18 protein-coding genes are annotated in these 19,519 nt (G+C 73.1%); 13 read left to right on the top strand and 5 right to left on the bottom strand.

Going from position 1 to position 19,519, the window contains the following annotated elements; all coding sequences use genetic code 11:
* The first annotated feature begins 60 nt into the window (after positions 1-60).
* From ABGB11_RS27480 to ABGB11_RS27470, 3 genes are read left to right on the top strand one after another with little or no spacing between them, the layout of a single operon-like run.
* A complete protein-coding gene (locus tag ABGB11_RS27480; protein ID WP_347637216.1) occupies positions 61-699 on the top strand; it encodes an AIM24 family protein in 639 nt (212 codons plus the stop codon).
* Positions 699-1,352, top strand: a complete 654-nt coding sequence (locus tag ABGB11_RS27475; RefSeq protein WP_347637214.1) for an AIM24 family protein — start codon at positions 699-701, stop codon at positions 1,350-1,352. Before ABGB11_RS27480 ends, ABGB11_RS27475 begins: the two co-directional genes overlap by 1 nt.
* 3 nt (positions 1,353-1,355) lie before the next feature.
* Positions 1,356-2,117 (top strand): AIM24 family protein, encoded by a 762-nt coding sequence (locus ABGB11_RS27470; RefSeq protein WP_347637212.1) that lies wholly within the window; start codon positions 1,356-1,358, stop codon positions 2,115-2,117.
* A gap of 40 nt (positions 2,118-2,157) precedes the next feature.
* Here the strand turns inward: ABGB11_RS27470 and ABGB11_RS27465 are convergent, their stop codons facing one another.
* A complete protein-coding gene (locus tag ABGB11_RS27465) occupies positions 2,158-2,952 on the bottom strand; it encodes a VOC family protein (protein ID WP_347637210.1) in 795 nt (264 codons plus the stop codon).
* 318 nt (positions 2,953-3,270) lie between these two features.
* Here ABGB11_RS27465 and ABGB11_RS27460 point away from each other — a divergent pair, with 318 nt between their 5' ends.
* The 3 genes from ABGB11_RS27460 to ABGB11_RS27450 all read left to right on the top strand — a co-directional run bounded on the left by ABGB11_RS27460 (position 3,271) and on the right by ABGB11_RS27450 (position 6,181).
* Positions 3,271-4,869 (top strand): ABC-F family ATP-binding cassette domain-containing protein, encoded by a 1,599-nt coding sequence (locus tag ABGB11_RS27460; RefSeq protein ID WP_347637208.1) that lies wholly within the window; start codon positions 3,271-3,273, stop codon positions 4,867-4,869.
* A gap of 116 nt (positions 4,870-4,985) precedes the next feature.
* Positions 4,986-5,198 (top strand): helix-turn-helix domain-containing protein, encoded by a 213-nt coding sequence (locus tag ABGB11_RS27455; protein WP_021596738.1) that lies wholly within the window; start codon positions 4,986-4,988, stop codon positions 5,196-5,198.
* Positions 5,199-5,344: 146 nt separating this feature from the next.
* A complete protein-coding gene (locus ABGB11_RS27450; protein WP_347637205.1) occupies positions 5,345-6,181 on the top strand; it encodes an enoyl-CoA hydratase/isomerase family protein in 837 nt (278 codons plus the stop codon).
* A gap of 42 nt (positions 6,182-6,223) precedes the next feature.
* Here the strand turns inward: ABGB11_RS27450 and ABGB11_RS27445 are convergent, their stop codons facing one another.
* Positions 6,224-8,185, bottom strand: a complete 1,962-nt coding sequence (locus ABGB11_RS27445) for a Xaa-Pro dipeptidyl-peptidase (RefSeq protein ID WP_347637203.1) — start codon at positions 8,183-8,185, stop codon at positions 6,224-6,226.
* 191 nt (positions 8,186-8,376) lie between these two features.
* Between ABGB11_RS27445 and ABGB11_RS27440 the strand changes: the two genes are divergently transcribed.
* Positions 8,377-10,326 (top strand): ABC transporter ATP-binding protein, encoded by a 1,950-nt coding sequence (locus ABGB11_RS27440; protein WP_347637493.1) that lies wholly within the window; start codon positions 8,377-8,379, stop codon positions 10,324-10,326.
* A 6-nt stretch (positions 10,327-10,332) separates the two neighbouring features.
* Here the strand turns inward: ABGB11_RS27440 and ABGB11_RS27435 are convergent, their stop codons facing one another.
* Complete coding sequence (locus ABGB11_RS27435; RefSeq protein WP_347637201.1) at positions 10,333-11,301, bottom strand: sulfotransferase; 969 nt, start codon at positions 11,299-11,301, stop codon at positions 10,333-10,335.
* A 188-nt stretch (positions 11,302-11,489) separates the two neighbouring features.
* Here ABGB11_RS27435 and ABGB11_RS27430 point away from each other — a divergent pair, with 188 nt between their 5' ends.
* The 4 genes from ABGB11_RS27430 (at position 11,490) to ABGB11_RS27415 (ending at position 15,462) form a co-directional block, all read left to right on the top strand.
* Entirely contained in the window at positions 11,490-12,212 is a 723-nt protein-coding gene (locus ABGB11_RS27430; protein WP_347637491.1) for a Sir2 family NAD-dependent protein deacetylase, read from the top strand.
* 88 nt (positions 12,213-12,300) lie between these two features.
* A complete protein-coding gene (locus ABGB11_RS27425) occupies positions 12,301-13,419 on the top strand; it encodes an LD-carboxypeptidase (protein ID WP_347637199.1) in 1,119 nt (372 codons plus the stop codon).
* Positions 13,416-14,306, top strand: a complete 891-nt coding sequence (locus ABGB11_RS27420) for a hypothetical protein (protein WP_347637197.1) — start codon at positions 13,416-13,418, stop codon at positions 14,304-14,306. The genes ABGB11_RS27425 and ABGB11_RS27420 overlap by 4 nt, the downstream gene beginning before the upstream one ends.
* A gap of 28 nt (positions 14,307-14,334) precedes the next feature.
* Positions 14,335-15,462 carry a glycerate kinase gene (locus tag ABGB11_RS27415; RefSeq protein ID WP_347637195.1) on the top strand — a complete coding sequence of 376 codons (1,128 nt, stop codon included), beginning with the start codon at positions 14,335-14,337 and terminating at the stop codon, positions 15,460-15,462.
* A 10-nt stretch (positions 15,463-15,472) separates the two neighbouring features.
* On the opposite strand, the gene ABGB11_RS27410 is transcribed toward ABGB11_RS27415, so the two are convergent.
* Entirely contained in the window at positions 15,473-16,459 is a 987-nt protein-coding gene (locus ABGB11_RS27410; RefSeq protein WP_347637193.1) for a helix-turn-helix domain-containing protein, read from the bottom strand.
* A 228-nt stretch (positions 16,460-16,687) separates the two neighbouring features.
* On the opposite strand from ABGB11_RS27410, the gene ABGB11_RS27405 reads away from it, so the two are divergent.
* Positions 16,688-17,182 carry an ATP-binding protein gene (locus tag ABGB11_RS27405; RefSeq protein WP_347637191.1) on the top strand — a complete coding sequence of 165 codons (495 nt, stop codon included), beginning with the start codon at positions 16,688-16,690 and terminating at the stop codon, positions 17,180-17,182.
* On the opposite strand, the gene ABGB11_RS27400 is transcribed toward ABGB11_RS27405, so the two are convergent.
* Positions 17,179-17,811, bottom strand: coding sequence for a hypothetical protein (locus tag ABGB11_RS27400; RefSeq protein WP_347637190.1), 633 nt, complete (start codon positions 17,809-17,811; stop codon positions 17,179-17,181). The genes ABGB11_RS27405 and ABGB11_RS27400 overlap by 4 nt on opposite strands.
* Positions 17,812-17,905: 94 nt before the next feature.
* Between ABGB11_RS27400 and ABGB11_RS27395 the strand changes: the two genes are divergently transcribed.
* On the top strand, positions 17,906-19,387 hold the full coding sequence (locus ABGB11_RS27395; RefSeq protein WP_347637188.1) for a PLP-dependent aminotransferase family protein: 1,482 nt from the start codon (positions 17,906-17,908) through the stop codon (positions 19,385-19,387).
* Positions 19,388-19,519: the final 132 nt, after the last annotated feature.

Genomic DNA, 19,519 nt, shown 5'->3' with positions numbered 1-19,519 from the left:
TCCTCTCCGATCCGCGCGTGCGGCGGACCGTCAACGCGCCGGGCGGTATCTTCTCGATCCGTGGCGCAATTTCGGTTGAACGGCTCGAAGATGCTCGCCGTCGACCTCGGCGGGGAGACCATCAGGGCGCTGAACGGCTCCATGGTCGCCTACGAGGGGCAGATGGCGTTCAAGCGGCAGGGCATGACGGGCGGTGAAGGCCTGCGCGGCGCCCTCAAGCGCAGGGTCGCCGGCGAGGGCATGACCCTCATGGAGATCACCGGGCAGGGGACGGTCTACCTGGCGAGCGAGGCGACGGAGGTGACGCTCGTCCAGCTCACCGGCGACACGCTCTTCGTGGAGTCGGAGAGCCTCCTCGCCCTCGACGGGAACCTGCAGACCGGGGTGCAGTTCGTCGGGCTGCGGGGCATGGGCACCGGCCAGGGGCTCGCCACCACCAAGGTGGACGGCCACGGGACGATCGCGATCCTGTCCCAGGGGCCCGCGATCGCGCTGGAGGTGACACCGCAGACGCCGCTGTGCGTCGACCCGCACGCCTACGTCTGCCATCACGGGCAGCTCCAGCAGGACGTGGTCACCGACGTCAACTGGCGGACGGTGATAGGCCAGGGGTCTGGAGAGAGCGTGCAGTTCCGGTATCAGGGGCACGGGCTGGTCTACGTCCAGCCGGCTGAGCGCGGCGGGATTTTGGAGATCTGATGCCTGGATACCAGTCGATCAACTCCAAGATGCTCCAGGTGCCGATCGGGCCGGGGCAGGAGGTCTACAGCAAGCGCGGCGCGATGCTCGCCTACACCGGGCCGGTGTCGTTCGCCCCGTCCACCACGGCCGGGCAGAGCATGGGCGGCGCCATCGGGCGCGCCGTCGCCGGCGAGCGCAGCGCGATGATGCACGTGACCGGGCAGGGCACCGTCATGTTCGGCCACGGCGGCCTGGACGTCACGGTCATCGACCTGAACGGCGCGGACACCCTGTACGCCGAGGCCGACCGGCTGCTGGTGCACGACGCGTCCCTGCAGGCCGGGACGATGTTCATGGGCGAGCAGGGCGGCGTCCGCGGGATCGTCCGCGGCGCGGTCACCGGGCAGGGACTGTTCACCACGACGCTCACCGGGCACGGCTCGTGCGCGCTGCTGTCGCACGGCGGCGTGATGGAGCTGCCGATCAACCCGCAGCGTCCCGTGCACGTCGATCCGCAGGCCTACGTGGCCCACCGCGGCCAGGTGGAGAACAAGCTCACCGCCGCCGCGGGCCTGCGCGACTTGATCGGGCGCGGCTCCGGCGAGGCGTTCCAGCTGCAGCTGAGCGGTTCCGGCGTCGTCTACGTCCAGGCCAGCGAGAGGAAGATCTGACCCGTGAGCACGTTCGGCACGCAGACCTGGAACCCGCACACCCTCCCGGCCAACGACAACGTCAACTCCTACGCCTTCAGCGTCGACCTCAACGGGCAGTGGTTCGCGCAGAAGGGCAAGATGATCGCCTACTACGGGCAGATCAGGTTCGAGGCGCTGTCGGCGGGCCCGCTGGACTCCCTCGTCGCGCACACCTTCAACTCGCCGCTGTACGCGCAGGACTGGATCGTCGCGCAGGGGCAGGGCAAGCTCATCCTCGCCGACCGCGGGTTCGACGTGAACTCCTTCGACCTGGAGAACGGCAACCTGACGGTCCGGGCCGGCAACCTGCTGGCGTTCGAGCCCGGCCTGGAGCTCAAGCAGTCGATCATCCCCGGGTTCCTGACGCTGATCGGCACGGGGCGGTTCGTGGCGGCCTCCAACGGGGCTGTCCACTTCGTGGAGCCGCCGATCAGGGTCGACCCGCAGGCGCTGCTCGGCTGGGCCGACTGCCCGTCCCCGTGCCACCACTACGACCACTCCTACATGCGCGGGGCGTTCGGCGCCGCGCGGATGATGTTCGGGATCGGCGGCTCGTCGGGGGAGGAGCACCAGTTCGACTTCACCGGCCAGGGGACCGTGCTGATGCAGTCGTCCGAGGTCGTGATGAACGAGGACGTCCTGCTGCGCGACCTGGAGGGCCAGATCGGGCTGGTGGGCACCTCCGGCCTCCAGCGGCTCCAGCGGACGATCACCCAGCGGCTGTCGGCCGAGCGCCAGGGCTGAACCCCTCGGGGCCCGGGCGCCGGGCCCCGAGGGACAGCCGTCACGCCTCGGGGTCGGGCGCGGGCTTCATCACGTGGAACGGCACCCCGAACGGGTCGCGGACGGCCGCCGACCGCCCGTACGGGCTGTCCTGCGGCTCGGAGTCGACCGTGCCGCCTCCCGCGCGGACCTTGCGGACCGCCTCGTCGGCGTCGTCGACGGCGAAGTACGTCGTCCACGACGAGACGGGCCCGCCGCCGCCACCGAGGACGATGGTCGAGCCGCCGAGCACGCCGCCGATGTAGCGGCCGTTGCCGGGCCGCTTGAGCGCGGTGTAGTCCATGCCGGGCACCGCCTCGCGCTCGTAGCCGAACACCGCGGTGTAGAACTCGCAGGCGGCCTCCGAGTCCTGCGTGACCAGCTCGTTCCACACGAACGATCCCGGGGCGTTGACGATCCGGGAGCCCGGGTGGCTGCGGCCCTGCCACAGGCCGAACTGCCCGCCCTGCGGGTCTCTGACGATCGCCATGCGGCCCTGGTCCATGACGTCCATGGCCGGGACGACGACCTCGCCGCCCGCGTCGGTGACGAGCTTGACGGTCCCGTCGCAGTCGTCGGCGGCGAAGTAGACGCTCCACCAGTACACGTCCGGCTGGTCCTCGGGATTCGTCATCATCCCGGCGACGGGCTCGCCGCGCAGGGTGCACAGGTTGTAGTGGCCGCCCTCCGGCCCGGTGTCCTCGAACTGCCAGCCGAAGAGCTCCCCGTAGAACGTCTTGGCCCGGTCGAGGTCGGGCACGCCGATGTCGAGCCAGTTGGGCGTCCCGTCGGGCATGTTGCCCGTGACGTGGGTCATCCGCCTCACCCTCCTTCGTGCTGGGACCGCAGGCCCCGATGTCGTCCCGTCGCACGTCCCCCACCGTCCATCCTCGCCCCGCGAGCCCCGTTCACACATCCGCCGGGCGCCACGGGCATGGCCGGGACCGGCCGCCGTCCCCCGGCCCCGCCCGCCGCCCGCCGGCGGACGAGCTCCGCCCGGCGGTCACGTACACTGGACGGATGGTTCCGCTCCCGAACTGACAGGCCGCCCAGCGCGCCCCGGTCACGCGACCGCGCGGCGCGCTGTTTCGTGCGTCCGTCCACCGAGCCGTCCCTCCAGGGGAGCCCAGTCACTGTGATCATCGCGAAAGACGTCGAGCTGCGCGCCGGGTCCCGGCTGCTGATCGAGGCCGCCACGTTCCGGGTCAACCCCGGCGACCGGGTCGGCTTCGTCGGCCGCAACGGCGCCGGCAAGACGACCCTCACCAAGGTCCTGGCGGGGGAGGCGCTGCCCGCCCAGGGCGCCGTGACGTCCTCCGGCACGATCGGCTACCTGCCGCAGGACCCGCGCGGCGTCGACCTGGCGGAGCTGGCCCGCGACCGGATCCTGTCCGCCCGCGGGCTGGACGAGGTGATCCGCAAGCTGCGCGCCGCCGAGGACGCCATGGCGACCGCGACGGGCGCCGACCGCGACAAGGCCGTCCGCCGGTACGGGCGCCTGGAGGAGCGGCTGCACGTGCTCGGCGGCTACAGCGCGGAGGCGGAGGCCGCGTCGATCGCCTCCAGCCTCGGCCTCCCCGACCGGGTGATGACCCAGCCGCTCGGGACGCTGTCGGGCGGCCAGCGGCGCCGGGTCGAGCTGGCCCGCATCCTGTTCTCCGGCGCCGACACCCTGCTGCTGGACGAGCCGACGAACCACCTGGACGCCGACTCGATCGTGTGGCTGCGCGACTTCCTCAAGGGCCACCAGGGCGGCCTCGTGGTGATCAGCCACGACGTGGAGCTGCTGGACGCGGTGGTCAACCGGGTGTTCCACCTGGACGCCAACCGGTGCGTCGTCGACATCTACAACGTCGGCTGGAAGAAGTACCTCGACCAGCGCGAGACCGACGAGCGGCGCCGCAAGCGCGAGTCCGCCAACGCGCACCGGCAGGCCTCGGCGCTGCTGTCGCAGGCCGACAAGATGCGCGCGAAGGCCACCAAGGCCAAGGCCGCCCAGCAGATGGACCGGCGCGCCCGCCAGCTGCTGGCGGGCGTCGAGGGGGAGCGGCAGGCCGACAAGGTCGCCAAGATCCGCTTCCCGGACCCGGCTCCGTGCGGCAAGACCCCCCTCACCGCGGAGGGTTTGTCGAAATCGTACGGATCTTTGGAGATTTTCACCGACGTGGACCTGGCCGTCGACCGGGGCAGCCGCGTCGTCGTCCTCGGCCTGAACGGCGCCGGGAAGACGACCCTGCTGCGCCTGCTGGCGGGCGTCGACAAGCCCGACACCGGCATGGTCGTCGCCGGCCACGGCCTGCGGATCGGCTACTACGCCCAGGAGCACGAGACCCTGGACGTCGAGCGGTCCGTGCTGGAGAACATGCAGTCGGCCGCGCCCGGGATGATGCCGGTCGAGGTCCGCAAGATCCTCGGCTCGTTCCTGTTCTCCGGCGACGACGTCGACAAGCCCGCGGGCGTGCTGTCGGGCGGCGAGAAGACCCGGCTGGCGCTGGCCATGCTCGTGGTCTCCAGCGCCAACGTGCTGCTGCTGGACGAGCCCACCAACAACCTCGACCCGGCCAGCCGCGAGGAGATCCTCGGGGCGCTGCGGACGTTCGCCGGAGCCATCGTCCTGGTCACCCACGACGAGGGCGCCGTCGAGGCGCTCGCGCCGGAAAGAGTGATTTTGCTCCCCGATGGTGTGGAAGATATCTGGAGTGACGAGTTTGCCGATCTGGTGACGCTCGCGTGACCTGCGGGGTGACTTCCGCAGATCTTTTCTGGCCGAGTGGGTAGCCGAACCGGCGGGAATGACTGATCATGGCGGGGGATAACGCAGCGGTCACCACATCACTACGGGAGGTACTCGTGGCCGAGACCCTCAAGAAGGGCACCCGCGTGACCGGTGCCGAGCGCGACAAGCTGGCGGCGGACCTGAAGAAGAGGTACGACTCCGGCGAGAGCATCCGCGCCCTGGCAGCCGCCACCGGCCGCTCGTACGGTTTCATCCACCGGATTCTGACCGAGTCCGGCGTCAACCTGCGCGGTCGCGGTGGCGCGACCCGGGGCAAGAAGTCCTGAACGGACACCGGCCCCCGGATGAGCGCACCGCCTGACCCGGCGCCGCGGCCGGCCGAGTAAGGTTCGGTCGCGGCGACGGACAGGTTCCGGGTCCCGCCCCGTGGACGGCGGGGCGGGCCCGGCTTGGCTCATCGAAAGGACGACCCATGGGGGACGCGACGACCGGCGCGCGGCCGGAAACGGCCACCGGCCCTGTGCAGGAGGGCCCCGCACCGGCGGACCTCGAAAGCGCGGACCTCGACGAAGCAGGTCTCCGCCTCGATGTGGACGGCGCGGTCGCGACCGTCACCCTGAACCGGCCCGAGCGGCGCAACGCCATGACGTTCGCCACGTGGCGCGGCCTCGCCGCGATCGGGCGCTCCCTGCCCCAGGACGTACGCGTCGCCGTCCTGCGCGGCGCGGGCCCGTCCTTCTCGGCGGGCATCGACCTCGGCATGTTCTCCGGCGGCGGCGAGGGCTTCGCCGACGGCGCCGACGCCGAGGGCACCGGCCGCTTCATCGCCGAGCTGCAGGAGGGCTACACCTGGCTCCGGCGCCCCGACATCGTCACGGTGGCGGCCGTGCACGGCCACGCCATCGGCGCCGGCTTCCAGCTCGCGCTGGCCTGCGACATCCGCGTCGTGGCCGACGACGCGAGATTCTGCATGAAGGAGCCCGCGCTCGGGCTCGTCCCCGACCTGACCGGCACCAAGCCGCTCGTCGAGATCGTCGGCATCGGCCGCGCCCTGGAGCTGTGCCTGACCGCGCGGACCGTCCACGCCGACGAGGCGGCCCGGATCGGCCTCGCCGAGACCCTGGTGCCGCGCGACGGCCTGGACGCCGCCGTCCGCGACCTGGTCGGCGCGCTGCTGGCCGTCAACCCCGGCGCGGCCGTGGCGACCAAGCGGCTGCTGTGGGAGGCGGCCGAGAACTCCCTCGACGAGCAGTGCGCCGCCGAGCGCCGCGAGCAGATCGGCCGGCTCCGCGAGCTCTTCGGCGGGTGACCGGCGGGCCGGGGACGCGCACGCCCCCGACCCGCCCGAGGCCTACCGGAGGGACTCCGCTCCGCCGCGCGCCAGCGGCAGCAGCACCCTGCTGACGCCCGGCCGCACGGTGACCTCGGTCCCCGCCGGGTAGCGGAGCGTGTAGTCGTAGTCGGTCGACAGCAGGACGACGCCGAGCCGGTGGCCGGCCTTCACGACGTAGTCGGTGGGTTCGAGGTCCCACCGGAACGTGTAGGTGCGGCCCGGCTCGATCGGGTCGGTGCGGCTGATGCCGTGCCGGTTCCGCACGTCCAGCCAGCCCCGCGTGACGATCTTGTAGGGCGCCGTCTCCGTACGCAGCACCTGCCGGGTCGTGCAGCCCGAGTCGCCCGGCACGCTCTGCCCGAAGCAGACCTCCTGAGTAGTGGCATCGCGGGCGCCCGTGGGACGGGTGCCGGTGCCGTAGTCGACCAGCAGCGCCGTCAAGTACGGCGACCGCTCCCAGTCCCGTGTGGGGGGACGACCCCCCACACCCCCCGGAACCCCGTTAAGCGCTGCCCGCAGCGACACCGACGGGATGCCGTCCACCCGGACGGCCCGGGGGAGTGGCCCGGTCAGGTAGGCGAGCCGGTTCGGGTCGGCCTTGTCCTCGTTGACGAGGAGCTGCTCGGCGGTGCGGGTCTTTCCGGCGTCCGTGAACGACTGAGGCCCGCCGGGCGCCGGGCGCAGGCCGAGGGTGCCGGGCTGTCCGGCGGGCCCGGCGTTCAGGCTCACCGGGACGGTGCGAGTGCCCGGAACAGGCCAGTCCTTCGCCGTCTCCCACGTCCCGTCGGCGCGTTGGACGTCGACGCGCGGCTCCTTCTCGATCCCGTTGCGGATGCCGTAGAGGTACCGGTCGAACCAGTGGTGCGTCTGCCGCAGCCACTCCTCGACGCGCCACCTGAACGGCGTGGCGTGGTTGGCCTGGTGCAGCCACAGCTTGCGCGGCACATCGGCCTTCTTGAGGGCGTTCCACCACTGCACAGAGTTCTTGACCTTGACGTTCCAGTCGTTCAGCCCGTGCACGACCATGACCGCGGCCCGGACGTCCCGCGCCTGGCCGACGTAGTCGCGCTCGGCCCACACCTTGGAGTAGTCGCCGGTCTCCCGGTCCTGGGCGGCCTCGATGTCGTCGATGACCTTCGCGCAGACCTCGGGGTTCTGCCGGGTCAGCACCGCCTTGGCCAGGACGTCCAGGTCCTCGCCCTGGAAGCCGCCGGGCGCGACGACGCCGCCGTTCGCGCGGTAGTAGTCGTACCAGCTGGAGATCCCGGCGATCGGGACGATCGCCTTCAGCCCCCGCACGCCGGTGGCGGCGGCCATGTTCGGCAGGGTCCCGTTGTAGGACTGCCCGATCATGCCGACGTTGCCGGTGGACCAGGTCGCCTTCACCGGTCTCCCGTCGGGCGACCAGCCGCGGGCACGGCCGTTCAGCCAGTCGACGGCGGCCTTGGCCCCCGCCTGCTCGCTGCGGTCGCCGGACGTCGGGCAGCCGGTCGAGCCGCCCGTCCCGATGCTGTCGAGGTTCGCGACGGCGTACCCGCGCGGCAGGAAGTAGTTGTCGTAGTAGCCGGGGAAGATCTCCGCGAGGTTCCGGTGCGTCGTGGTCAGCGAGCGCGCCCGCGCGTCGCCGATGTCGACGGGGTGGTTCGGTACGTCGTTGATGCCGGCCCAGTACGGGCTGGGCTCCAGGATCGTGGGTACCTTGAGACCGGCGGTGGAGGTCTCCTTCGGCCGCATGATCCGCATCTGCACGCGGTCCCGCACGCCGTCGCGGTCGCTGTCCGCGGTCGTCTCGATCATGACGGTCTGGGTGACGGCGTCGGCACGGGAGAACACCGGCTGCGTCTCGCCGTCCCGGACCGTCACCCGGTGCGCGCCGGGGTCCGGCCTCGTGGGTCCGGCCGCGGCCGCGGGCGCCGCGGTCGCGGCGAGGGCGGCGGTGAGGGTGATCGCGCCGGCGCCGCCGGCGAGGCGTCTTCTCATGGGGGCTCCTGGGGGATGTGAGCCTGGCGGTGACGATCACGCTCGCACCGGCGGGACGCCTTGTCCAGAGGCGGTTACGCCGTGAGCGGAGCCGGGAAGGCACCGGGCCGGGCGCGCGTTGACCCGGCCGGACGCTTGAGATGCTTACTTGATTACGTCGACATCCGGAGGCGCTCGTGGGAATGCCGGGAATGCCGGGCAACGGCTGGCAGGTGATGGCCTCGTTCCGCAAGGACAGCTCCGTCACCCGGCAGAAGCTGAAGCCCGGCACCGTGCGGCGGATCGCGGGCTACGCCCGGCCCTACGTCCGCGAGCTGGCGCTGTTCCTCGGGCTGAACACGATCTCCGCGCTGATCGTCGTCGCCAACCCGCTGCTGCTCAAGGGGATCATCGACCAGGGCATCGTGTCCGGCCGGCAGGGCGTCGTCGTCTGGCTCGCCGCCGCCGTCGCCGGGCTCGCCCTGGTGGAGGCGGTGCTCGGGCTCGCGCAGCGCTGGTACTCGGCGCGCATCGGCGAGGGGCTCATCTACGACCTGCGCAGCCAGGTCTTCGGCCACGTCCAGCGGCAGCCCGTCGCGTTCTTCATGCGGGCGCAGACGGGCTCGCTCGTCAGCCGTCTCAACAACGACGTCATCGGCGCGCAGCGCGCCCTCACCACCACCCTGTCGTCGGTCGTGTCCAACGTGATCAGCCTGATCCTGGTGCTGGTGACGATGCTGATCCTGTCGTGGCAGGTCACGCTGATCGCGCTGCTGCTCCTGCCGATCTTCATCCTGCCGGCCAAGTGGGTCGGCAAACGCCTCCAGCGCGTCAGCCGCGAGCAGATGGTGCTGGACGCCGAGATGGGCTCGCTGATGACCGAGCGGTTCAACGTCGCCGGCGCCATGCTCGCCAAGCTCTACGGGCGCCCCGCCGAGGAGGAGGAGAACTTCTCCGGGCGCGCCGCCCGCGTCCGCGACGTCGGGATCGTGGCCGCCATGTACGGGCGGGTCTTCTTCACCGCGCTGACGCTGGTCGCCGCGCTCGCCACCGCCATGGTCTACGGCGTCGGCGGCTACCTGGTCGTGGACGGCACCTTCCAGCTGGGCACGCTCGTCGCGCTCGCCACCCTGCTGACCCGCATGTACGGGCCGCTCACCGCCCTGTCGAACGTCCACGTCGACGTGATGACCGCGCTGGTGAGCTTCGACCGGGTCTTCGAGGTGCTCGACCTCAAGCCGCTCATCCGCGACCGCGACGGCGCCCGCGCGCTCGCCGAGGCGCGCGCACCGGCCGGGAACGGCGGCGGGCCCGCCCTGGTGAAGGCGCCCGCGATCGAGTTCGACCACGTCCGGTTCGCCTACCCGTCGGCGGACGAGGTGTCGCTGGCGTCGCTGGAGTCGATCGCGCGCACCGACACCGCGCCGGGCCGGGAGGTCCTGCACGAGGTGTCCTTCACCGCCGCGCCGGGGCGGCTCGTGGCGCTGGTCGGGCCGTCCGGCGCCGGCAAGTCGACGATCACGCACCTGGTGTCGCGGCTCTACGACGTGTCCGGCGGCGCGGTGCGGATCGGCGGCGCCGACGTCCGCGACGTCACCCTGGAGTCGCTGCGGGCCGAGGTCGGCGTCGTCAGCCAGGACGCGCACCTGTTCCACGACTCGATCCGCGAGAACATGCGCTACGCGCGGCCGGACGCCACCGACGAGGAGATCCTCGCCGCGCTGGACGCCGCGCACATCGGCGATCTCGTCGGCGCGATGCCCGAGGGCCTGGACACCGTGGTCGGCGACCGCGGCTACCGGCTGTCGGGCGGGGAGAAGCAGCGCCTCTCGATCGCCCGGCTGCTGCTCAAGGCGCCGTCGGTGGTCGTCCTCGACGAGGCGACCGCGCACCTGGACTCCGAGTCCGAGGCGGCCGTCCAGCGGGCGCTGCGCACCGCGCTCGCGGGCCGGACGTCCCTGGTGATCGCGCACCGGCTGTCCACGATCCGGGAGGCCGACCAGATCCTGGTGATCGAGGACGGCCGGGTGGCCGAGCGCGGCCGGCACGAGGAGCTGCTGCTGGAGGGCGGCCTGTACGCCGAGCTGTACCGCACGCAGTTCTCCCGCCGCCGCGACGAGGAGCGGGAGGAGCGGGAGACCGAGCCGCTCGGCGCCGAGTGACGGCGCTCAGGCGTCGGAGCCGAGCCGGTAGCCGAGCCGGCGCAGCTCGGTGCCGGCGACCTTCTCGACCTGGGCGGCCTGCCGCGGGGTGAGGCGCTCGCGCCAGGCTCCGACGCCCGGGTCGGCGGCATCGCGCGCCCCGGCCCGCACGAGGCCCGTCAGCGCGGTCCTGGACAGCGGCGCGTCCAGGTACTCCGCCAGGTCGGCGGCGACCCGGCGGGGCTTGGCGACGAGCTCCTCGTAGCGGACGGTGAACAGCTGATCCTCGGGCACCTGGAGCCGGAGCCTGGCGCTGAGCCGCACCGAGCCGCGCCAGCGCAGCGCGCACTTGACGGCGGGGGCGGCCTGGGGCCACCGGTTGCGCTCGGTGTGGTCCTCGACTCCGAAGAACGGGTTCGGGAACACCGTGTCGAGGTTGGCGAGGCCGGGCTTGAACCAGGCCAGGCAGCGCTCGTCGGCGAGCATGTCGGCGACCGCGTCCCGGCCGTCGCGGATCACCTGGACGAGCTGGGCGTCGGGGAAGGCGTCCAGGATCACGTCGGCGCTGTAGATCAGGTCGGGGGAGGCGTCGGCGAACCGGGCGAGCCCCTGCGGCTCCACGCACGGCCCCGGCAGCTCGGCCTCGGGCACCGGGCGGGCGGGCGGCACCGGCGGGCGCGGCGGCAGCCCGGCCAGCTCCCGGCACTGGTCCGGGCACTCCGCGCAGGCGCGCGCCGAGACCTGCCACGCCTGCGCGTAGGCGTCCCGCAGCACCCGCGCGGCGCCCTGCCCGCGCTCGGTGGCGATCGACGGCTGCCGGGCGAACGCGTAGGTCACGCGCAGCACGCCGGGCCGGCCGGTGGTCAGGTGGAAGCCGGGGGAGCGCTTGACCGCGCGCGCCAGGAGCTCCGCACCCGAGTGCGGAGCGCCCAGGATGAACACCGGGCGGCGGACCTTGGTGCCGTTGATCACCAAGATGTGCGGCGTCGATCTCATACCGGGCCAAGTTTGTCACCTTTTGAGGCCCGGTCAGGCCGTGACCCTCCGTAAGGGGCGGCCCGATACCCATCCGTTAACCGCCGCGGACCGGTTCGTTGCGCGAACCACGGGGAGGCACCCCGGCGCCTACCATGTGGAGGGTGGACGCTCCCCTGACGCTCGCCGAGCTTTTGCCGAAGGCCGGGATGATCACGGTGCTCACCGGCGCCGGGATCTCCACCGACAGCGGGATCCCCGACTTCCGCGGCCCGCAGGGCGTCTGGACGAAGGACCCGGCGGCCGAGGCGATGTCCACCATCGGCGCCTACCTCGCCGACCCCGAGGTGCGGCGCCGCGCCTGGCGGTCCCGCCGTGACAACCCCGTCTGGGAGGCCGAGCCGAACGCCGCCCACACCGCCCTGGCCGAGCTGGAGCGGGCGGGGCGGCTGCGCGCGCTGATCACCCAGAACATCGACGGGCTGCACCAGCGCGCCGGGTCGTCCGCCGGGAAGGTCATCGAGATCCACGGCACGATGCGGGAGGCCGTCTGCCTGTCCTGCGGCCTGCGCACGCCGATGCCCGAGGTCCTCGCGCGCGTCGACGCCGGGGAGGACGACCCGCCCTGCCTGGAGTGCGGCGGCGTTCAGAAGTCCGCGACGATCTCCTTCGGCCAGGCCCTCGACCAGGACGTGCTGGACGCGGCGATCGCCGCCGCCCGCTCCTGCGACCTGTTCCTCGCCGTCGGCACCTCGCTGACCGTCCAGCCCGCGGCCGGGCTCTGCCTGGAGGCGGTCGACGGCGGCGCCCGCCTGGTGATCATCAACGCGGAGGAGACCCCGTACGATGGCGTGGCCGACGCGGTACTGCGGCGGCCGATCGGCGAGACGCTGCCGCGCCTCGCCGGCCTCGCGCTCGGCACGGGGCGATGATCTGTTGGCGGGTCGTGACCGGTCGCCCCTTCCGCTGGCGTCCGGATCCTGACAAGCTCTATCCGTCGCGGTGCGAGGAGGGATCGGGTTGAACAGCGGGGGCGCCCGCGCGGAGGTGGCCGGCGGGCCGTCCGACGCGCCCGCCGTCGGCATGCCCGGCGGCCTGCCGCATGTGCGACAAGCCCACAGGTACCGGCGGTTGCGGCCGGGCGACCGGGTCGCGGTGGTCGCCCCGAGCGGCCCCGCCGAGCCCGCCCGCCTGGAGGCGGGGTGCGCGGTCCTGCGCGACCTCGGCCTTGACGCGGCGGTCGGAAAACACGCCCTCGACCGAGTCAACCTGGGCGTTCCCGGGCCCGTCCGCGACGACTGGCACCGGCTGGCCGGAAGCGACGCCGACCGGGCCGCCGACCTGCAGGACGCCTGGTGCGACCCCCGGGTCCGCGCGGTGATCTGCGCACGCGGCGGGTACGGCGCCACCCGCGTCCTCGACCTGCTCGACTGGAGCGCTCTGCGCGCCGCGACCGAGGAGTCGATCGCCTCCGGCGCCGGCCCGAAGATCCTGCACGGCTCCAGCGACATCACCGCCCTGCACACCGCCTTCGGCGCGAGCCTCGGCGTCACCACGTCCTTCGGCCCGATGCCGGCGGGCCTCATCGCCGACTCCGGCCCGGACGCGCCGCGGGAGTCCCTGGACGCCCTGCGCGCCGCCCTGTTCGGCGGCCCCGTGACCCTGCCCGGCGCCCGCGCGCTGAGCCCCGGACGCGCGGAGGGCCCGCTCACCGGCGGCACGCTCTCGCTCCTGACGGCCCTGCTCGGCACCCCGTACGCCCCGCCGCCCGCCGCGGGCCGCATCGTCTTCCTGGAGGACGTCACCGAGGCGCCCTACCGGGTCGACCGCATGCTCGTCCAGCTGCTCCTGGCCGGATGGTTCGACGGCGCCGCCGGCGTGGCGCTCGGCACCTGGACCGACTGCGGCGACCGGGCCGAGCTCGACTCGGTGTTCGCCGCCCGGCTCGGCCCGCTCGGTGTCCCGGTCCTCGCGGGCCTGCCCGCCGGGCACGGGCCGCGCCAGCACAGCCTGGAACTCGGCGCCCCCGCCGTCCTGCACGCCCCCGGCCCCGCAGACCCCGCAGCGAAAGATCCGCACCCCGCCGTGCCGGACACCGGCGCGCTCACCCTCGAAGCGCCCTCGGGAGGTGCGCGATGAGCGGCCGCCACGCCCGTCCCGAATCATGGGACGACGGGACCCTCGACTCCCTGCTCGTCCTGGTCGCCGAGAGCCTCGGCTACACCTGCAGCCGCGCGCCCGGCGAGGTCATGCTGCTGGAGGGCGCGAACCGGCTGCACGTCAGCCTGCGCGACCTGCGGCAGCTCGCCCGGCTCGTGCCGCGCGACGACTGGCCGGCGCTGGTGTCCGACCACGTCACCACGATCGTCACCGCGGTCGAGGAGCCGCTGGACCTCAGCGACTTCGACCTCGCCCAGCACCTGCTGCGCACCCGCATCTACCCGGCGGAGGCCGACAACGGGGTCCTCGCGGCGCGGCCGTTCGCGCCCGGCCTGATCGAGGTCGTGGTGGTCGACACGCCCACCACCGTCCGCACGGTCACCACCGAGGAGATGAACGGCTGGCCGGTGTCGGGCGACGCGCTGTTCATGCTGGGCCGCGCCAATGTCCGCGCCGACGGACCGCTCCAGCTCGACGAGCAGGACCTCGGCGGCGTCCGCGTCTCGGTCCTGCACGGCTGGACCTTCTACGCCGTCACCCACCTGGCGTGGCTGGAGGAGTACCTGCCGATCGGCCCGTACGGCGCGCTGGTCATCGCCCCCAACCGGAGCCTCATCGTCGCCCACCCGCTCCAGATCTCCGCGGGCCACCCGAGGGCCCGCTACCGCGAGGCCGTCGCCGCGGCGACCGAGCTGCAGGCGCAGGCCCACCGCGCCTACGAGGAGGGGCCGGGGTCGCTCAGCCCCCACCTGTACTGGTGGCGCGCGGGCGAGCTGACGTACCTGGCGACCCGCTACGAGGGCGACACGATGGTGCTGCCGGAGGAGTTCGCCTCCGTGCTCGCGACGCTCGCGGCCGAGCGATGAAGACGGCGCTGACCACGGCGGAGCGGTGATGCGGGTCGTCGTCGCGCCCGACTCGTTCAAGGGCAGCCTGTCCGCCGCGGCGGTGTGCGCCGCCGTGGAGGAGGGCGTCCGCCGGGCCGCGCCCGCCGCCGAGGTCGTCGCGGTCCCGATGGCCGACGGCGGCGAGGGCACCCTCGACTGCTTCCTCAGCGCCCGCGCGGGCGAGGCGGTCGAGGTCGCCGCGACCGACCCGCTCGGACGCCCGGTCAAGGCCCGCTACGCCCTCTCCGGCGACGGGACGTCCGCGGTCGTGGAGCTGGCGGCGGCGTCCGGGCTGCCGCTGGTGGAGGACGTCCCGCCCGACCCGATGAACGCCGCCACCACCGGCACCGGCGAGCTGATCGCGGACGCGGTCCGGCGCGGCGCCCGGGACGTCCTGGTCTGCATCGGCGGCAGCGCCAGCACCGACGGGGGCGCCGGGCTGCTGCGCGCCCTCGGCGTCCGGTTCCTGGACGCCGCCGGCGAGGAACTGCCGCCCGGCGGCGCCGTGCTCGCCCGGCTGGCGTCGGTCGACGACTCCGGGCTGCCGCCGGAGGTGCGCGGTGCCCGGTTCCGGGTCGCCTGCGACGTGACCAACCCCCTCGTCGGGCCGGACGGCGCCGCCGCCGTGTTCGGCCCGCAGAAGGGCGCGTCCCCGGAGCAGGTGGCCGAGCTCGACGCCGCCCTCACCGTCTTCGCCGACGTGCTGGCCGCGCACAGCGGGGTCCGCGTCCACGGCGTGCCGGGCGCCGGCGCGGCCGGCGGCACCTGCGGCGGCCTGGTCGCCCTGCTCGGCGCCGAGCCGTCGGGCGGCGCCGCCCTCGTCGCCGAGGCCGTCGGCCTCCCGGACGCGCTCGCGGGTGCCGATCTGGTGTTCACCGGGGAGGGGCGGGTGGACGGGCAGAGCGCCGCGGGCAAGGTCGTCTCGGCCGTCGCGGCGCTCGCCCGCGACCGGGGCGCGCCGTGCGTCGCCCTGGCCGGCGGGGTGGCGGGACCGCTGGACGAGCTGCACGCGCTCGGCCTGACCGCCGCGTTCAGCCTGGCCGACGGCCCGCGGACGCTCGCCGAGCTGAAGGCGGACGCCGCGCCGCTGCTGGCCGCGCTCGCCGAGCAGGCCGCCCGCCTCTACCTTCGCTAGGTGCACCCGGTCAGGTGCCACCGAGATCATGGCCGAGTGCATCGTCCAGGACGGCGGCGTGCCGATGATCGCGTGGGCTGACGCCGTACTGGGCGCGGAACGCCCGGCTGAGGGTGGAGGCGTCCGGAAATCCCCACCGCGCGCCGATCTCGGCGATGGACAGACCCGCGTAGCGGGGGGCGCGAAGCTCCTCGGCGCACCGCCTCAGCCGCTCCGCGCGCAGCCACCGGCCGAAGGTGATCCCCTCGAGGGAGAACAGCCGGTGCAGTTGGCGCAGCGAGATGTTGTGGGCCGCGGCGACCTTGGGCGGCGCGAGCTGCGGGTCGGACAGGTGCAGGCGCATGTGGAGCTGGATGCGGCGAAGCAGTTCCTCTCCAGACGAGGGGGGCGGCCGCTCGACGCCGGCGACGGAGGCGAGGGCGGTCGCAATGAGGTCCAGGGACATCCTGCCAAGCAGTTCCCTGGTCACCGGATCGACCGTGCCCGCGGCCTGTGCGGCGTTGAGCAGGAAGGGAGTGACCAGCCGCCCCAAGGGCGAGTTCATGGCGATCCGCCGCATGGTGGCGCCGCCCGTCTCGACGTCTCGCTCGCTGAGGGCGGTGCGAGGGAACTGCAGCACGAGGCTGTCGAAATGGTGCCCTTGGAAGTCCGCGCGGTAGGGCCGCGTGCTGTCGAACAGGACGAGGTCACCGTAGCCGAGAACCGCCTCGCGCCCGTCCTGGCATGCGATGGTCCGGCCGTGCAGTTGCAGCGCGAGCAGTCCGTAGGGTTCCTCCGTCGACCGTAGGTATCGGGGCGAGCGCTCGATCGTCATGGGGTCGATGAGGACGCGCGTCGCCTGCACCGGCCCGATCTCGTGTTTGCGAACCTCGCCCTCGAACGGTCCGCCGCCGGTCTGCGCGACCTCGAGCTGAACGAACGTCCTGCAGATGACCTCGTGCCAGTAGGCGAGTCGCTCCCGGGGCGGGACCTGGTTGGTGGACTGCACCTCTGCCACGACTTCAGGCTAGGTAGGTCAAGCAGGGACTAACAAGAGTGATTTGTCCGTCAGTGCACTGTTGATTGACGTCTAGTGCAAAGAACTCTTCACCAGGCCATCACTTCGTAATGTCCCAAGCATCGGCACCATGCCTGACCGATGAACAGGACTCTGCGAGAAGTGATCGATATGCCAGTCGAGGGATACACCACCGCTTGCCCGGAAGCCTTGCCACGGGAGGTCGCGGTGACGGGCCGGAGGAGCGGCCGTGGAGACGAGAGCGGGGCCGTGGAGGACGTCCAGCCACCAGAGCGCTGCGAGGTCGAGGCCGGCGCCGGCTGGCCCGAGATGCGGGGTCTGTTCGGTGTGGCCGTGTTTCCGGGGGTCGACCGTTCGCCGGCCCTCGCCCGCCGGTTCGTGCGCGAGGTGCTCGGGGCGAATCCGGCGGCCGACACCGTGGAGCTGTGCGTCAGTGAGCTGGTCACGAACGCCGTGCGTTATTCGGCCAGCGGAGACGGCGGCCGGGTCACCGTGGCCATCGCCGAGGACGGTGACGTCATCCGTTGCGAGGTCACCGACGACTGCGGGACGCCGTCGACACCGCACCTCAGGGACGACCCCGGTGCCGAACACGGACGCGGCCTGATCATCGTCGACGCCGTGTGCACTCGCTGGGGCGTCACCCCCGGACCGGAGAGCGTGACGGTGTGGTGCGAGTGCACCGCGGCGGAGGGCCGTTAGGGCACGGGGGCCGGCTCCGGCTCCGGTTCCCGCGCGGGCTCGACGGCACGGGGTTTGATGGTCAGGACGGGCAGCAGGACGTGGGTCAGCGGCCCGATCGCGACGGCGTACAGCAGCGTCCCGACGCCGACGGTCCCGCCGAGCAGCCAGCCGGCTCCCAGCACGGTCAACTCGATCACCGTCCGGACCACGCGGAGCGAGTGTCCCCGCGCGGCGAACCCGGTCATCAGCCCGTCGCGGGGCCCCGGGCCGAGGCCGGCGCCGATGTAGCAGCCGGTCGCGAAGCCGCCCACCAGGACGGCCGTGACCAGGTACGCCCAGCGCGCGGCGAGCGGGCCCGGGTCGGGCAGCAGCCACAGGAACAGGTCGGCGAACACGCCGATGAGAATGACGTTGCTGACCGTCCCGATGCCGGGGCGCTGTCGCAGCGGGATCCACGCGAGCATCACGGTCGCGCCCGCGATGATGATCCAGGCCCCGATCGACAGCCCGAAGTGCCGCGAGAGGCCCTGGTGGAAGACGTCCCACGGATCGTTGCCGAGGCCGGAGGACACCTGGAGGGCGATCCCCAGCCCGTACAAGGCCAATCCGATGAGGAGCTGCACCAGACGGCGCGCCATCAAGGCCATTGTTGTTTCTCCAGTCGCTCGTAGCCGTCAACCCGTCCCACTCTGCTGGCAAGTGGACTGGAAGCTATAGGACCAATGTGCGAAAGTGGCCTGTATGAGCACGCGTTATGTGAGCGGTCCGAACCTGGCCCGGCTGCTGGGCGACCTGTCGGGCGAGCGTCCCGTCTACGCCGCCCTGGCGCGGGGCGTGCGCGGGCTCGTCCTGGACGGCCGGCTCGCGCTGCGGACCCGGCTGCCCGCCGAGCGCGACCTGGCCGCCGCGCTCGGCGTCAGCCGCACCACCGTCACCACCGCCTACGACCGGCTCCGCGACGAGGGCTACATCGAGAGCCGGCAGGGGGCGGGGAGCTGGACGGCGCTGCCGCCCGTGCGCATGTCGTCGGCCGGCGCGCAGGCCCCGCCCGACGGCGCCGCCCCGGCCGGGCGGCGGTACGGCATGGCCCACCCGACGCCCGACGACCCGTCCTTCATCGACCTCGCGTGCGCGGCCCCCGGCGCCCCGGCCGTCTTCGGCGACGCGGTCGCCGCGGCGGTGGCGGAGCTGCCCCGGCACAGCTCGGGGCCCGGCTACGAGCCCGCCGGGCTGGCGGGCCTGCGGCAGGTCATCGCGGACGGCTACACGGCCCGCGGCGTCCCGACCCGGCCCGACCAGATCGTCGTCACCACCGGCGCGCAGCACGCGTTCACGCTGCTGACCCAGCTCCTCGTGGAGGCGGGCGACGCCGTCATGGTGGAGCGGCCCACGTACCCGCACGCGCTCGGCGCCCTCCGACGGCGCGGCGCCCGGCTCGTCCCGGTCGGCGTCAACGAGGGCTGGGACGTCGAGCTCGTCGCGGGCGCCATGCGGCAGACCGCCGTCCGGATGGCGTACACGATCCCCGACTTCCAGAATCCGACCGGGTACCTGATGTCCGCGGACGAGCGGGCCGCGCTCGTCGACGCCGCGCGCCGGGCCGACGCGTTCCTCGTCGCCGACGAGACCTTCGCCGACCTCGCCCACGACCCGCACGCGCCGCGCGAGCCGGCCCTCGCCTCCTTCGACACCGGAGGGCGGGTCATCACGATCGGCTCGGCGTCCAAGCTGATGTGGGGCGGGCTGCGGATCGGCTGGATCCGCGCCACCGCGCCGCTCGTCCGCCGCCTGGTGCTCGCCCGCGAGCCGTTCGACATGGCGAGCCCGGTGCTGGACCAGCTGATCGTCCGGGAGCTGCTGCTGCGGATCGAGGAGGTCCGCGCCGAGCGCGCCGAGACCCTGCTGCGGAGCCGGGACGCGCTCGGCGGAGCGCTGCGCGAGCTGCTGCCCGGCTGGGACTTCCGGCTCCCCGCCGGGGGCATGTCGCTGTGGGCGCGGATCGGCGCCCCCGTCGCGTCGCGGCTCGCGGAGGCGTCCGAGCGGCTCGGCGTCCGCGTGGTCGCCGGCCCGGTCTTCGGCGCGGACGGCGTCCTGGAGGACTACGTGCGCCTCCCGTACGTCCTGCCGCCGGACACGCTCCGGCAGGCCGCCGAGCGCATCGCCCTCGCCTTCCGGGAGGTCGAGGCGGCGCCGGCGGCCCGGCCCCTGCCCGCCTACGTCTGACCGGGGCTAGTACTACATCACTAGATCGCGGTTGGTGACTGGTGGGTATCGGTCAGTGATCAGGATGGGGTGTGCGAGCGTGTCGGCATGCCCCCATCCCCTGAGAACGCCGCTGCCGGAGCGGTGACACGT

The organism is Actinomadura sp. B10D3, from assembly GCF_039871695.1.
Taxonomy (GTDB): Bacteria; Actinomycetota; Actinomycetes; order Streptosporangiales; family Streptosporangiaceae; genus Spirillospora; species Spirillospora madurae.
The sequence above is the reverse complement of the archived record's forward strand: the minus strand, read 5'-3'. Positions and strand labels throughout refer to the sequence as shown.

Bases quoted from the DNA above. Each gene is read 5' to 3' on its own strand.
- ABGB11_RS27435 (WP_347637201.1), bottom strand. From the start codon at position 11,301: ATGAGATCGACGCCGCACATCTTGGTGATCAACGGCACCAAGGTCCGC.
- ABGB11_RS27445 (WP_347637203.1), bottom strand. From the start codon at position 8,185: ATGAGAAGACGCCTCGCCGGCGGCGCCGGCGCGATCACCCTCACCGCC.
- ABGB11_RS27395 (WP_347637188.1), top strand. From the start codon at position 17,906: ATGAGCACGCGTTATGTGAGCGGTCCGAACCTGGCCCGGCTGCTGGGC.
- ABGB11_RS27465 (WP_347637210.1), bottom strand. From the start codon at position 2,952: ATGACCCACGTCACGGGCAACATGCCCGACGGGACGCCCAACTGGCTC.
- ABGB11_RS27420 (WP_347637197.1), top strand. From the start codon at position 13,416: ATGAGCGGCCGCCACGCCCGTCCCGAATCATGGGACGACGGGACCCTC.
- ABGB11_RS27415 (WP_347637195.1), top strand. From the start codon at position 14,335: ATGCGGGTCGTCGTCGCGCCCGACTCGTTCAAGGGCAGCCTGTCCGCC.
- ABGB11_RS27440 (WP_347637493.1), top strand. From the start codon at position 8,377: ATGCCGGGCAACGGCTGGCAGGTGATGGCCTCGTTCCGCAAGGACAGC.
- ABGB11_RS27430 (WP_347637491.1), top strand. From the start codon at position 11,490: ATGATCACGGTGCTCACCGGCGCCGGGATCTCCACCGACAGCGGGATC.
- ABGB11_RS27450 (WP_347637205.1), top strand. From the start codon at position 5,345: ATGGGGGACGCGACGACCGGCGCGCGGCCGGAAACGGCCACCGGCCCT.
- ABGB11_RS27400 (WP_347637190.1), bottom strand. From the start codon at position 17,811: ATGGCCTTGATGGCGCGCCGTCTGGTGCAGCTCCTCATCGGATTGGCC.
- ABGB11_RS27475 (WP_347637214.1), top strand. From the start codon at position 699: ATGCCTGGATACCAGTCGATCAACTCCAAGATGCTCCAGGTGCCGATC.